This window comes from Candidatus Thermoplasmatota archaeon, from assembly GCA_035540375.1.
Taxonomy (GTDB): domain Archaea; phylum Thermoplasmatota; class SW-10-69-26; order JACQPN01; family JAJPHT01; genus DATLGO01.
Genome location: DATLGO010000002.1, coordinates 1 through 13545 on the forward strand (window position 1 = coordinate 1; position 13545 = coordinate 13545).

Consider the following 13545-nt stretch of genomic DNA (forward strand, 5'->3'; position numbering starts at 1 on the left):
GGACATGCTCGGCCGCATCCTCTCCGGCCGCGGCGCGCCCCGCGACGGCGGCCCCGAGATCGTGCCCGAGAAGCGCGTCGAGATCATCGGCGCCGCCATCAACCCCTACTCGCGCGAGTCCCCGAAGGAGTTCATCCAGACGGGCATCTCGACCATCGACGGCATGAACACGCTCGTCCGCGGGCAGAAGCTCCCCATCTTCTCGTCGTCCGGCCTGCCGCACAACGAGATCGCGCTGCAGATCGCGCGCCAGGCGAAGGTGCCGGGCTCGACCGAGCAGTTCGCCGTCGTCTTCGCCGCGATGGGCATCACGAACGAGGAGTACCAGGCGTTCAAGGCCGACTTCGAGCGCACCGGCGCCCTCGAGCGCGCCGTGCTCTTCGTGAACCTCGCCGACGACCCCGCCATCGAGCGCATCGTCACGCCGCGCATGGCCCTCTCCGCCGCCGAATACCTCGCCTACGAGCACGACTACCACGTGCTCGTCGTCCTCACGGACATGACGAACTACTGCGAGGCGCTCCGCCAGATCGGCGCGGCTCGCGAAGAGGTTCCCGGCCGCCGCGGCTACCCCGGCTACATGTACACCGACCTCGCGCAGATCTACGAGCGCGCGGGCAAGATCAAGGGCCGCAAGGGCTCGATCACGCAGGTGCCCATCCTCACGATGCCGGGCGACGACATCACGCACCCGATCCCGGACCTCACGGGCTACATCACCGAGGGCCAGATCGTCGTCGAGCGGTCGCTCCACCGCAAGGGCGTCTACCCGCCGATCAACGTGCTTCCGTCGCTCTCGCGCCTCATGAACGCCGGCATCGGCAAGGAGCGCACGCGCGACGACCACAAGGGCGTCTCGGACCAGGCCTACGCCGCCTACGCCGAGGGCCGCGACCTCCGCGGCCTCGTTGCGATCGTCGGCAAGGAGGCGCTTTCGGAGCGCGACCGCAAGCTCCTCGAGTTCGCGGACGTCTTCGAGGACCGCTTCGTCCGCCAGGGCCGCGACGAGGACCGGACCATCGAGGGCACGCTCGACCTCACGTGGGAACTTCTCGGCGGCATCCCCGCCGACCAGCTGACGCGTCTCGACCGCAAGCTCATCGAGAAGTACCACCCGTCGTTCAAGGGCAAGGCCGCCGCCGCGCCCAAGGCCTGATTGCGGATCTCCGGGCCGGCCGCGCGCCGGCCTTCCTTTTCCCTCGCATAGTTTAAATACTCATGAGTACAAATAGTGCCCATGAGCCTCACCACGATCGCCCTCGAACCGGGGCTCGCCCGGGACCTTCGCGCCGCGCGCCCCCGCGGCGTGCCGCTCGGCGCCATCGTGGCCTTCCTCATGGAGCGGCTCCCGCCCGAGGAGATCCGGTTCCAGCTCGAGGCGCGCCAGGACGTCGCGCGCGAAGCGGCGCGCGAACGCGCCGCGGCGCTCGCGGGCGCGCCCGCGACGCGCCGCTCCCCCGGCGAGCAGCGCGCGCTCGCCGCCGTCGCCGCCGAACGTTTCGCCGAGCGGCTCGCGACGGGGACCGTGGTCGAACAGCGTCCGCGCCGCTATGTCGTGGGCAACCTCGCGGGAGGTGAGGCGCGCGTCCGCGTCCGCCGCCGGCCCCGTTGAGCGCATCCGCGCCGAGCCGAGTCCGCTCCGCGCGAAGCTCCTGCTTGCGGGCTGGCTCGGGGCGATCGGCGCCCGCGTCGGGTTCCGCCCCGTCGTCGTGGGCGGAACCGCGCTCGACTTCTACGTCGCCGAAACGCTCGAACGCTCCCACCCCGAGGGCTGGCTCGCAAGCCTCGACCTCGACGTCGTGAGCGTGTCGCCCGGGGGCGTCGTCCCCGCGCTTCCGTTCCTTGCGGCGCTCGAACGCGAGGGGTTCGTCCTCGAACGCTTCGAGGATGCCGATGACCTCGCGCGATTCGGCCGCGCCGTGCGTCACCCGGCCCTTCCGATCGCCATCGAGGTTCTGCCGGAGCCGCTCACGGGATCGCTCGACCACCTCGTAGAACTCGAGGTGGACGACTACGTGGTGCCGCTCATCGCCCCCGAGGATCTCATCGTGAAGTACGCCGAATCGGGCGCGCACTTCCGCCATCAACGCGAGTGGACGCGCGCGCTCGCGCTCGCGCGCGCGCAAGCGGGACGTCTCGACCTCGACTACCTGCGCCGGCGCGCCGAGGCGCGCGGTTGCCGCGACGAGGTCGAGCGCGCGCTTCGCGGCGAACCGCTCGTTCGCTGAACGGGCGACACAGCGTCTTTCACGGCCGCGCTTCGACCGTCGCCTCGCGCGCCGGCGCCTCGACCGGCACCGCGCGCGCGGCGTCGCGGGCCCACCACCAAGCGAGCGCGCCGCCCGTCACGAACATGACGAGGCTGTAGAAACCCGGGACGATCGCGGCCTCGGGCGACCCGAGCTGGGTGACCGCGAGCGCGATGCCGAGCGTGCCGTTCTGGAAGCCGACCTCGATCGAGATGGCGCGCGCCTGCGCCGGCGGCAGCGCGAGGGCGCGCGCGAGGCCCCACCCCGCCGCGAGCGCGAGCGCGTTCAGCGCGAGCGACATTGGGACGCTCCGCGCGGCGAGCGCCCAGAAGCTCGAGGCGTTCGCCGCGATGATGCCCGCGACGAGGACGGCGAGAAGCGCGACGGACGCGATGCGCAGCGGCTTTTCGATCCGCGCGGCGAACGCGGGGCGGCGCTTGCGGATCTGCATCCCTACGAGGATGGGGATCGCGACGATGGCGACGACGAGCTTCGCCATGTCGATGAAGGAGACGTTGAGCGCGGCGGATTCGCCGAGGAGGAGGTCGACGAGGAGCAAGAACGCGAATGGCGTCGTGAGCGCGCTCGCGAGGCTCGTCACGCTCGTAAGGGAAACGGAGAGCGCGGCGTCGGCGCGCGCGAGCCACGTGACGAGGTTGCTCGTCGCCCCGCCCGGGCAGCAGGCAAGGATGAGGATGCCCAGCACGAGGTCGCGCGTGATGCCGACCGTGTAGGCGAAGATGGTCGCGACGAGGGCGGCGAGGAGCGGAAGGACCACGAGCTGCGCGCCGAGGCCGACCGCGACGGCGCGCGGCATCTTGACGACGCGACGGAAATCCGCCCCCGTGAGCGCGAGGCCCATGCCGAGCGTGATGACCGCGAGCGCGATCGGAAGGACGACGTCGGAAAGGACGTTCGTCGTGAGGCCGTGATCGCTCATCGGGCCGCTGATGGGTCGGGGGGTACTTCAGCCTGCGCGGTCAGACGGACCGCCACGCGGGATCCCATCGCTCGACGCGAACGCAATCCCGCACGGTTTCGGTGACCGGGACGCCGGCGAGGTCGTACATGACGTCGAGCGCCTCCGTGCAGGCCGTGAACCCGGTCGCGAGCGTCCCCTCGGGAAGAAGCGCGCCATACTGCGATGGCGTCTCGTAGCGGCCCGCGACGGAAGCGCGCAGCGGCAGCGAGCCGAAGCCCCGGTCCCCGAGGACGACGCCGGTCCGTCCATTGTCCACGCATCGCGGCGCGCCCGGCGTCGCGCACGCGTCGACGGCATACGATTCCTCGCAGAAGGTCGAGCGGATGCCCACGGTGTCGTAGGCGGTATCCGTGACGCAGGCGGGCAGGACGACGGGGGCACCCCAGGCGCCGTGTGGCCGGATCGTGACGCGGATCGACGATGCGATGGCGCCCGCGACGCGCGGATCGAGGCCGATGAACTCGGAGCAGGCCTCATCGTAGCGGTTCGGGATGGGGCGCGTCCCCGCCTCGTACGGGTCCCCGGTTTCCGCGCACGCGACGACGCCGTCCCCGTTCGCGTCGTGCCACACGCCGGTTCGGACCTCGAAGTAGAGAAAGCCCGGAGCCATCGCGAGCCCGCCGCCGGTCCCGCGGCCGGGGAGCGGGCCGGGACGGTTCTGCGCCTCCGCGCGGTACGGCGAGGCGTGCTGGTTGGGTTCGCCCCAGAGCGGGATGAGCTCGATCCACGCGCGGCGCTCCGCTTGATATTCCGCAAGCCGCCCGCCATCCGTCGAGCACGCCTCCGTCGGCTCCGGCGGGCAGGGCGGCGCGGCCCACCGCATCGGGTACGGCGCGTACGCGGCGGAAGCGACGGCCGATAGCGGTCCCGCGAGGGCGTCGCCCGCGGGCGTGCCCGCGACAGGCGTCTCGCTTGCGGGCGGGAGACCTTGACGGCCGCCATTGTACACGATCGGCGTCTCGCCGGGCGTGCCGTAGCGGTGCACGAGGGCCGAGGCCCCCGTCGCCTGGTAAAGCGGCGCCACGGGCGCGGCGACCGCCGGATAGACGTCGATGTCGACGAGGCTGAGGGACGTCGTGGTGAAGGCGCGTCCGTCGAGTGACTGCGCGAGACCCGGGTCCGTCAGCGTCGTGACGGTGAGCGTCTCGAGCAGCGAGCTCGTCGCAAGCGACGAGACGCCCGGACCCTTCGCATAGTACCAGAAACCGCCCGTGCCGTGCGTCGGGAACGTGACGTCCGGCGCGCGCGAGGCGGAGGACGAGGCGGGTTTCGCGGGCGGTTCGAAATAGCCGACGATCTCGGGGGGCCCGACGAGGGTGGGCCCGAGCTCGTTGTCGGGACCGTACGCGCCCGACGCGAGCGTGTGGAGCGTGATATCGCCGTTCCCGTCCACGTCGAGCCACCGACCGTACCAGGCGAGCAGCCCGCTGCCGGCGCCGGGGATCGGATGACCCACGACGAACACGTCGGGCAGGGTTCCCCGCGAGTCGCGGTGAAGGTTCACGAACCGCGTCTGCGTCGCGTCGAAGGGGCTTGCGGCCACTTCGCCCGCGTCACCGTTCGCCTCGCGCAAGCCCATCGTGTAGTGCGTGTCGAGGATGCGCACCCCATGCGCGGGATGCTGGACGCCCGTCGGGCCGTCCGCGCAGCGGCCGGGGGGTCCACCGCGGCTCGCCTCCGGGATGCAGTTCATCTGCCCCGCGAGGTCGAGCGCGAGGCGGTTCGACTCCTCCGCCTCATAGCGCGCCTGCCCCACCGAGCGGCCCGCGACGCCCGCCGACGATGCCGCGAGCAGGGCCACCACGAGCGCTACCGCGACCGCGCGAGCGAAAAACATCGAGAGCCTTCCCGGGAGGGCGATGCCCCGGGGGCCTCTTCAGCATGCCCGGACGCCGTCGGGGGAGGGAATCGCGAGGCGGGCGCCGCGGAATCGGGGCCGGGCGTCGGGCGTCGCGGGGGTTGGATCGCGAACCGGATCAGCGCGATCCTGGCCGCCCCGCTCCCTACCGCGTCCGCGACCGACCCTTAAATACCGCCAAACGGGTACGAATCAAGAGAGCCGCGGCAGCCGAGGCCGCGCGGGGCAGGGAATGAGGCACAAGGATACTCGCATCGGCGATGGAGGTCTTCGCCTTGGGGGCGCGAGAAGGATCAAGGTCGACTGCTCGACGACGACGCCCTCACCGCTCCCGGGCGGCGTCCCGCCGCCCACGCCACCGTCGGGCTCGACCGACGTCGGTGCCACCGCCTCGATCGCAATGATCTTCTATTGACCCATCACGGAGGCACACAACATCGCCCGCGAGACCCACGATGCCGAGCCTTCCGCCCTTGAGGCCGCGACCGCACCGGGTGACGTCAACCTCCCACACGGAAGCGGAAGCGCCATCGCGCGCGGGAATCGCGTCCCGCGATGTCTGGCGGCGCTTGCGGCGCTCGGCGCGCGCGAAGCGGCCCCGTTGTGGCAGAAGTTTGAAAACGAGCCGTCGCGCGAGGAGGCACCCGCCTGACCCTTCCCCTCGTGCCCCTCCTGAATGCGGGCGGCGGCGTCCTGCTCGCTTCGTTCGGTCTCCTCGTCGCGCACCTCGCTCGCGGGCGAGGCGCGGCCCTCGGCCTCGCCGGCTTCGCGATGGGCCTCGGAGCCGTCGGCGTCAGCCAGAATCTACGGCCGCTGTGGCCTGATGCCGACGCGGCCTTCGGTTCGGTCACGACCGCGGGGCTCCTCGTGACGGCGGCGGGGCTCGTGATCCTCTCGATCACGTTCCCGACGCGGCGCCCCATGCGCGACCGGTTCGTCGTGGGCGCCTTTGCCGGCGCGGCGGCCATCTTCGCGCCGGGGGCGTGGGCGCTCCTGCAGTTTGCGCGTGCGCAGGGACTCGTGACGGTCACCACGGTGCTTGAGACGGCCGCCACAGCCGTCGCATTCATTGCGTACGCGGCCTTCCTGCTCATCCTATCTCTCCCGCAACGTGCGCCCGAGGAACGGTCGCAGGCGGTCATCGCGGCGGTCGCGCTCCTGCCCTATCTCGGACTCTCCTCCGCGCTCTGGCTCCTGAGTCCGCATGAAATCGCGATCGGCATCTCCACGTACGCTCTGCTGGTCGTCATCGCCCTGACCTGGCTCCGCAGCCTCCGTTCCGGGCCGGACGCAGCGGCGCGGAACCTCGTTCTCTTCGCGCTCGCGACGCCCGTGGTGGGCGCGCTCCTGTTGATGGGCTTGCCGGACCCCCCGCTCGCCTTCGCCGCGCGCGGGTGGGCGGTCGCCGTTCTCTCGTACGGGATTCTCCGGCATCAGCTTCTTGGCTTCGACGTCAAGGTGCGCTGGACGATCAGCAAGAGCACCGTCGCTGCGGTCTTCATCGCCGTCTTCTTCGTCGCCTCCGAGGCCGCGCAGCAGTTTCTTGGCGAGACGCTCGGCTCCACATACGTCGGCATCGCCGCCGCAGGCGCGCTCGTCTTCGCATTGGCGCCGCTCCAGCGCGCGGCGGAGAGGCTCGCGGAGCGGGCGGTGCCGGTGGCCGAGCCCGCGCCCGCGGCGGCGGCCCCCGGGGCGGAGGAGGAAACTTACCGCGTGACCGTTCGCAAGTACCTCGCAGACGGAATGATCACCCGTGCCGAGGAAGGGCACCTCGCGCGCCTCGCAACGCGCCTAGGGATTGAAGCGGAACGCGCGCACGACCTCAGGCACGAGATCGAGCGCGCGCTCGCCACCGCCCGTCCAAAGGGGGAGGGTCGCGCGTGATCCTGAACACCGACCCCGGCTTCCTCGTCGACGCCGCGGGCGGCGCGGTCATCGCGGGCCTCGGCGTGTGGGTGCTCACACTCCGACCTCTCTCGCGCGCGACGGCTGCGCTCGGGCTCTTCTGCTTACTCTTTGGGGCCTCATTCCTTCTCCAGAACCTGGTCGACCCGAACTCGCCGGACGCCCCGGTCCTGCTCGTAATCCTGTCCCTGCTCGTCCTCGGCGCCTGTGCCGCCGTGTTCCGGCTCGCCTGGACCTTTCCCCGCCCGCTCGAATCGCGCGAGCGCGGGTGGGCGCTCGCCCTCGGGGTGGGCGCGCTCCTCCTCACGCTCGCGTGGTCGTGGGGCCGGCACGGCCGGGCCCTCCCGAACGGCCTCGCCTCGGCGGCCGAGGGAAGCTCGCTCGCGCCCTTCGTGTCGTTTGCGCTCAAGGTCCTCCTCTCGTCGCTCGGGGCCGTGATCCTCCTCTTCGTCCTCCGGTGGCGCAATGCAGCGGACGCGGCTGAAGAGCGGAAATACGCCGTTCTGACGTCGGCGTTCGTGCTCTGGCCCGGATACCTCGCGGGCGCGGATGCGCACCGAGGGTGGCCCTGGATGGTGCTTCTCACGATCGTCCTCGTCGCGGGCGCGCTCCTCCTCCGGCAGACCGCCAGGGGCCGGGACCCCCGCGCCGCGCGCAACGCGGCGCTCGTGTGCTTCGCGGCGCCCTTCTGCGGGATGGCCGCCGCCGCCCTCTGGGGCGGCGAAGGGGGCTTCGGGGTCGCGCGGCTCATCGCGGTCTTCCTCCTCCTCTACGCGATCCTCCGGCAGCAGGCCCTTGGCATTGACGTCCAACTCCGGTTCGCGATCAGCAAATCGTCCGTCGCGGCGGTGTTCGTCGCCGTCTTCTTCGTCACCTCGGAGGCGGCACAGGCCTTCTTCGGCGAAACCACCGGGAGCGCGTATGCGGGCATCGCCGCCGCCGGTGCGCTCGTCTTCGTGCTCGCGCCGCTCCAGCGCGCGGCGGAGCGGCTCGCGGAGCGCGCGGTGCCGCTGACCTTCGACTCGCACGTGCGCTCCACTTCCGACTCCGGTGCCGTGGCGGCGGAGAACGACTACCGCGCTGCGGTCCGCGCCGCGTTCCGCGACGGAGCCGTGCCACGTGACGGCGAGCGCGCGCTCCTGCGCCTTGCGGAGCGCGCGGGCATTCCCGCGTCGCGCGCCCTCGCGATCCACGAAGAGGTCGAACGGGAGGTGAGCGCCTGAGCGCGATCTTCGCCCTGAACGCGCTCAGCGGCGCGCTCTTCATCGCGCTCGCGCTCATCGTCCTGCGGGTCGCGGCGCGGGACCCGCGCAACATCGCGTTCGCCCTCTTCGCCGGAGGCTTCGGCCTGCGCACGTGCGGCGTTTACCTCCGGTGGCTCGACATCCCCGAGAACCTCCTGCAGGCCACCATCATGGTGGGTTACCTCGCGTGGGCCGCGGGCATGGTGCTTTTCGCGATCGCGCTCGCCCGCGCGCTGCCTCGCGAGGCCCTGGCCCGCGCCTCGGCGGTGCTCGCTGGGACGCTGCTCATGATCGTGATGTGGGCGCGCGCCTCGCTCGCGCACCTTCAGACGCCCGAGGCTGCGCTCGCGGCGCAAGTCAGCGTTGGCCCCCCGTTCCAGACGTGGGCGTGGAAACGCGCCGAGCTCATCGGGAACGACGCGGTGGTCGCCCTGAGCCCCGTCCTGCTGGCACTCCTCGCGCTCTCGTTCGCCCACGCGCGCGGCCCCGACGCTTCGAGGGAGCGCAGCCGGCTTGTCCTCATGAGCGCGGCGCTCGCCACATATTTCGTGGTCAGCTCCGCGAGGCGCGCGGCGTGGTCGGACCCGGTGGGGGATGTGGCGGCGGAGCACGTCCAGCTCCTTGCCGCGGCAGCGGGATTCTCCTTCATCGTCGCCCTCGCGTGGCTGTGGACGATGCTTCAGGCGCCCGCGGGGCCGGACGCCCGCCTGGCCCGGAATGCGGGACTTTTCATCCTGGCGGCCATCCTGGCGGGGCAGCTCGTTCGTAACTTCGCGCCCGACCCGAATGCCGGTGTCCAGTGGGCCGCGGTGCGGCTCGTTATGGTCCTGCTCCTCGCGTACGCGGTCGTGCGACACCAAATGTTCGGCATCGACGTGAAGGTGCGGTGGACGCTCAGCAAGGGCACTGTCGCAGCCGCATTCATCGCGGTGTTCTTCCTCGCAGGCGAGGGCGCGCAGATCGTCTTTGGCGCGGAGAACGAGTGGGTCGGGCTCGCCGCCGCCGGCGCGCTCGTGTTCGCGCTCGCCCCGCTGCAGCGCGCGGCGGAGCGGCTGGCGGAGCGCGCGGTGCCGCTCAGCGCGACCGGCGTGGAGCCCGCGCCGGCGGCTGTCGTTGCGGCGGGGGGCCCCGAGAGCGAGCGGGAAGCCATGTTCCGCGACGCTGTGCACCTCGCGCTCCGCGACCGTCGCATCACGCGCGACGAAGAGATGCGGCTCTTCCGCCTCGCGCGCGGACTCGGCCTTGCGCCCGATCGCGCGCACAAGGTGCTCGCGGACGTTGAACGCGAAGCGGGGGTGGGACCGTGACGTCGGCCGTGGACCTTCTGCGCCTCGTGCCGGCGTTCCTCGTCGTCGCGCTGGGCACCTGGATCGCTTTGCTACGCCCGCGCCGCGGGGGGCATGTGGCCTTCTTCGCGTACACGACCACCATCGGCATCACCACATTCTACTTCGTGCTCGCCGGCGCCTCCGCCGCGCGTCCCGAGGAGGCGGCGTGGCAGGCGGTGCGGGCCGCCCTCAACTTCTCCGGGGCGGGCGCCCTCGTCGCCCTCGCGCTCACGCTCCCGGAGCCGGTCCGCCGCGAAGACCGGCGTCCGCTCCTCCTCGCGGCCACCGTCGCGGGCGCCTACTTCGCCGTCATGGGCGGCGTGCTCGTCCTGCGCCCCGCAGCCGCCCTCGGCGCCGGTTTCCCCGTCACGCCGTGGTACGTCGCGGCGGACCTCGGGATGCACGCCATCTTCGCAACCTTCTCGGGGACGCTCGTGCTCCTCGCGCTCCGGTGGCTCGCGTCCCAGGCGCACGAGGCCGCGCTTCGCGCGCGCTTCGCGCTCTTCGCCGCAGCCATCGGCGTCTCCGCGACCGCGTCCTGGATCGCGGACCTCGACCACGCCGCGCCCCTCGAGCGCGCCGCCGGATTCGTCGGGGGCGGCGTCGCGCTCGCCGTGGCCGCGCTCTTCCTCGCGGGCGGCGCGCGGGGGCGCGAGCCACGCCAGGCGCGCAGCGTCGCGTGGATCCTTCTTGGGACCGCGCTCGCGACGCTCCTCCTCGATGGCCTCTTTCCCATCTCGATCGTGTCACAGTCGACGATGCTCGTGCTCGTCGCGTACGGCATCGCGAAAAAGCAACTCCTTGGCCTCGACGTGAAAGTGCGCTGGACGATCAGCAAGTCCACAGTCGCTGCCGCCTTCATTGCCGCCTTCTTCGTGGCGAGCGAGGGCGCGCAGATCATCTTGGGCCAGGAGAATCAGTGGATCGGGCTCCTCGGGGCCGGCGCGCTCGTCTTCGTGCTCGCGCCGCTCCAGCGCGCGGCGGAGCGGCTCGCGGAGAAGGCGGTCCCCGTCGCGTCGCCCGCGGCCACGACCTCGATGGAGGGCTCCGTCGTCGACCGCCGCCTCGCCGCCTACCGCCGCGCCTACGCGATGGCGTGGGCGAACGGGCAGTGCACGCAGAAGGAGATGCGGATGCTCGTCGCGCTCCGCGACGAGCTGGGGCTCACCGCGGATGAGATCCACACCGTGGAGCGCGAGTCGCACGCGGCCGGTGCAGGGGGTGGCGCGGGGTGACGATGAACTGGGGCCCCGCCCTCGCAGTCGCCTCGGGCGTCGCGCTCGCGGCGCTTGGCGCATGGGCGCTCACGCTCAAGCCCCGCCGCACGACGACGCTCGCGTTCGCGGCCTACGCGTGCGGGACGGGCGGCTTCATCGCGCTCTACTTCGTCTCCTTCGCTTGGCCGGACGCGCAGTGGCTTCCCGCCGGCGGGGGGGCCTCCACGTTCTCCCAGCTCATCACCGTCGGGGTCTGGGCCGCTGTCATCACGCTCGTCCTTGGCGTGCCCCGCCCGTTGCTCCGCGACGAGTGGCGGCTCCTCGTCGTGCCCGGGCTCGTGACCGCCGGGTTCGTCGCGCTCGCGTTTGGCATCGAAGCGCGGACGTTTGGCCTCTCGGTGCAGTTCGCCGTCAACGTCGGGAACTGGGCCGCCACGTTTTTCGCCATCGGGGTCGCCCTCGCGAGGTTCCGCGCCGCGGGTCGACCGGACGGTGGAGTGGAGCGGCGTAACCTTGCCCTCCTCGCGGCGGCGCTCGCCCTCATCGTCGGGGAAGCCACGGGCCGGGGCACCATCGAGGTCCTGGCGAGGGGGACTCCGTATTATGGGCCCGGCCTCTCGCTCGCGGCGAACGTCGTCCTCCTCTCTCTCGCGGTGGCGTGGCTCGTGGCGACCGCGAACGCTCCTCCCGGCTCGGCTCGCCACGCCCGCGACGTCGCGCTCTTCGCCTTGGGCGCGTGGCTCGTCGGAGGCGCATGGTCGGCGTGGGCGGGCCTCGGTCCGGCGATGCTGGGCTCGTTTGGCATCGCCACGGCGGTGGGCGGCGTGCTCCTCGCCCGCAGCGCCTTCTCCGGCGACCTTCTCGGCGCGGACGTGCAGCTGCGTTGGACCCTCAGCAAGAGCACCGTCGCCGCGGTTTTCATCGCCGTCTTTTTCGTCGCCTCCGAGGCGGCGCAGCAGTTCCTCGGCGAGACGCTCGGCTCCACGTACGTCGGCATCGCCGCCGCCGGCGCGCTCGTCTTCGTGCTCTCACCGCTCCAGCGCGCGGCGGAGCGGCTCGCGGAGAAGGCGGTGCCGCTACACGAACCAGCCCCCGTCGCGCGCGGGGAGAAAGCATCGCCCGGCCCGAGCGAGGACGCGTTCGCGCGCGCCGTCCGGCTGGCGCTTCGGGGCGGCATCACGCGCCGCGAGGAGCACGACCTTGCGGTGCTCGCCGACTCGTTGGGGTTGAGCGCCAAGCGCGCCCTCGACATCCGCGAGAGGCTCGAAGAGGAAGAGGCGCGCTGAGCGTCCCGCCGTCAGGGGCGCTGGGTCGGGAACGCCGTCCCCAGCAGGCGCTCGTCGGCGGCGTGGAGCGCCCCGCGACGGCGGAGGGCGTTGGCGAGCTGCCTGGCGTCGAATACCGTGGGCACTCCGCCCATGTCGAGAGCCTCGGCCGCGGTGCGCACGACCTCGAGGCTTTCGGTCTCGAAAAGTTCGCGGGCCGCCTCCACGAACTCCAGGTGTTGACGCCCGTGCCTGCGCGCCACGAAGAGAAGTTCGAGCGCCACCGAGCGCGGGATGAGGAGCCGTGGATGGCCCGCAAAGGTGGGAGCGGGCGCGCTTGTGCAGCGCGTCTTTGGGATTGATCGTGACGTTGACGAGGTTCGCGTCCGCGATCGCGGTCACCGGCCCGCCTCGCCGAGGGCGGCGGTCCTCACCGCTCGCCTGGAGGGCTGGGGGGAGCTTGCTCGTGCCGACGCGTCAGTCCGGTCGAAGACGGTCGCCGTGCGGGGACGATGCGCTCGACCGGATGCGCGCGGAATCCGCGGCGCTCGGTGACGCGTCCCCGGTCATCGATGGGGAAGCCTCGGACGTCACGTCCCGAAGGGGTCGTTGGCGCCAGGGTCCTTCAGCGCGGGCAGGCGGGCCCGGGCCGTCCTTCCTCACGCCCAAGGCCCCCGCGGCGAATCTGACGGCGCGCATCGAGGGCGCGCATCGGGACTCACGGGCGCCACCGGCTTCGCCAATGCACGCACCGGACGTTCTCGTCACGTGCGTGCTCAGCCTCCCTTGGCGGTCCTCATCGTCGGCATGGGGGGCTTCTGCCACACGTCCTCGCCGGCTCCCATGCCAGGAATGGCTCCAGGAACGGTCGAGCGCCCGCTCCCGCGCGCAGCCCGAGGCGTGAAAGAGGGGGACGAAGGGCCCGCTGTGAAGCCCCGAACCCAGCGCGCCCCGCGAGGGGCGCGCTGTGCTCATCCTAACCGCACTCGCTGAACCCGCAGCTGCCGCACTTGACGCAGCCTTCCTGCAGCGCGAGCATCGCGCCGCAGTCGGGGCAATCCGGGTTGTCGCCGCGGTCGATGATGGCCTGCGAGGCTTCCTCCTCGCTCATCGATTCGCGCTCCTCCTCGTTGTCGGCCGTGACCTTCGCGAGGTCGGTCTGGACCGTGCGTCCGATGCCGACGGAGTCGAGCCGCGCCTGGATGCTCTTGCGCAGCTCGCCCTTCGTCTGGCGGCGGAGCGCCTTCGCGAGGGCGTCGGGCACGGAGAGGATCTTCTCGCGGTGGTCGAACGCAATCTTCGGCGAGCGGATGCCGTCGAGCTGCTTGATGACCTCGTCGGCCTCGATGCCGCTGCGGATGCTGAGCGACACGAGCCGCGCCACGGCCTCCGTGAAGGAGGACGTGTAGCCGCCCGACTTGCCGAGGGTCGCGAAGACCTCGAAGGGCCCGTGCTCGTCCTCGTTGATCGTCACGTAGAGCGAGCCGTAGCCGGTCT

General features: G+C 71.8%; 12 protein-coding genes. 8 read left to right on the plus strand and 4 right to left on the minus strand.

The features are described from left to right. The 3 genes from VM889_00070 to VM889_00080 form a co-directional block, all read left to right on the plus strand. The coding region (locus tag VM889_00070; GenBank protein HVL46933.1) for a V-type ATP synthase subunit B at nt 1–1156 on the plus strand (1156 nt) is incomplete at its 5' end. 81 nt (nt 1157–1237) lie between these two features. Continuing rightward, nucleotides 1238–1612: a hypothetical protein gene (locus tag VM889_00075; GenBank protein ID HVL46934.1), complete on the plus strand. Its 375-nt coding sequence runs from the start codon at nt 1238–1240 to the stop codon at nt 1610–1612. Continuing rightward, on the plus strand, nt 1575–2228 hold the full coding sequence (locus VM889_00080) for a hypothetical protein (GenBank protein HVL46935.1): 654 nt from the start codon (nt 1575–1577) through the stop codon (nt 2226–2228). The genes VM889_00075 and VM889_00080 overlap by 38 nt, the downstream gene beginning before the upstream one ends. Nucleotides 2229–2247: 19 nt before the next feature. Here the strand turns inward: VM889_00080 and VM889_00085 are convergent, their stop codons facing one another. Together VM889_00085 and VM889_00090 are read right to left on the minus strand one after the other, a co-directional pair. Next, nucleotides 2248–3189 carry a bile acid:sodium symporter family protein gene (locus VM889_00085; protein ID HVL46936.1) on the minus strand — a complete coding sequence of 314 codons (942 nt, stop codon included), beginning with the start codon at nt 3187–3189 and terminating at the stop codon, nt 2248–2250. 40 nt (nt 3190–3229) lie between these two features. Continuing rightward, nucleotides 3230–5035 (minus strand): hypothetical protein, encoded by a 1806-nt coding sequence (locus VM889_00090; GenBank protein ID HVL46937.1) that lies wholly within the window; start codon nt 5033–5035, stop codon nt 3230–3232. 717 nt (nt 5036–5752) lie between these two features. On the opposite strand from VM889_00090, the gene VM889_00095 reads away from it, so the two are divergent. The 5 genes from VM889_00095 to VM889_00115 all read left to right on the plus strand — a co-directional run bounded on the left by VM889_00095 (nt 5753) and on the right by VM889_00115 (nt 12069). Next, the gene (locus VM889_00095) at nt 5753–6973 is read left to right on the plus strand and encodes a hypothetical protein (protein ID HVL46938.1); all 1221 of its coding nucleotides are present in this window, start codon (nt 5753–5755) and stop codon (nt 6971–6973) included. Continuing rightward, on the plus strand, nt 6970–8217 hold the full coding sequence (locus VM889_00100) for a hypothetical protein (GenBank protein ID HVL46939.1): 1248 nt from the start codon (nt 6970–6972) through the stop codon (nt 8215–8217). The genes VM889_00095 and VM889_00100 overlap by 4 nt, the downstream gene beginning before the upstream one ends. Before the next feature lie 191 nt (nt 8218–8408). Then, entirely contained in the window at nt 8409–9545 is a 1137-nt protein-coding gene (locus VM889_00105; GenBank protein ID HVL46940.1) for a hypothetical protein, read from the plus strand. Then, entirely contained in the window at nt 9542–10801 is a 1260-nt protein-coding gene (locus VM889_00110) for a hypothetical protein (protein ID HVL46941.1), read from the plus strand. Before VM889_00105 ends, VM889_00110 begins: the two co-directional genes overlap by 4 nt. Next, a complete protein-coding gene (locus VM889_00115) occupies nt 10798–12069 on the plus strand; it encodes a hypothetical protein (GenBank protein ID HVL46942.1) in 1272 nt (423 codons plus the stop codon). Before VM889_00110 ends, VM889_00115 begins: the two co-directional genes overlap by 4 nt. An 11-nt stretch (nt 12070–12080) precedes the next feature. On the opposite strand, the gene VM889_00120 is transcribed toward VM889_00115, so the two are convergent. After that, entirely contained in the window at nt 12081–12332 is a 252-nt protein-coding gene (locus tag VM889_00120; GenBank protein ID HVL46943.1) for a hypothetical protein, read from the minus strand. A 692-nt stretch (nt 12333–13024) separates the two neighbouring features. Further along, nucleotides 13025–13545 (minus strand): ribonucleoside-diphosphate reductase, adenosylcobalamin-dependent (locus VM889_00125; GenBank protein ID HVL46944.1); only part of this gene is annotated, 521 nt, incomplete at its 5' end.

Excerpts from the sequence above, each read along its gene's own strand:
- VM889_00105 (HVL46940.1), top strand. The coding sequence starts at position 8,409 with ATGGTGGGTTACCTCGCGTGGGCCGCGGGCATGGTGCTTTTCGCGATC.
- VM889_00075 (HVL46934.1), top strand. The coding sequence starts at position 1,238 with ATGAGCCTCACCACGATCGCCCTCGAACCGGGGCTCGCCCGGGACCTT.
- VM889_00085 (HVL46936.1), bottom strand. The coding sequence starts at position 3,189 with ATGAGCGATCACGGCCTCACGACGAACGTCCTTTCCGACGTCGTCCTT.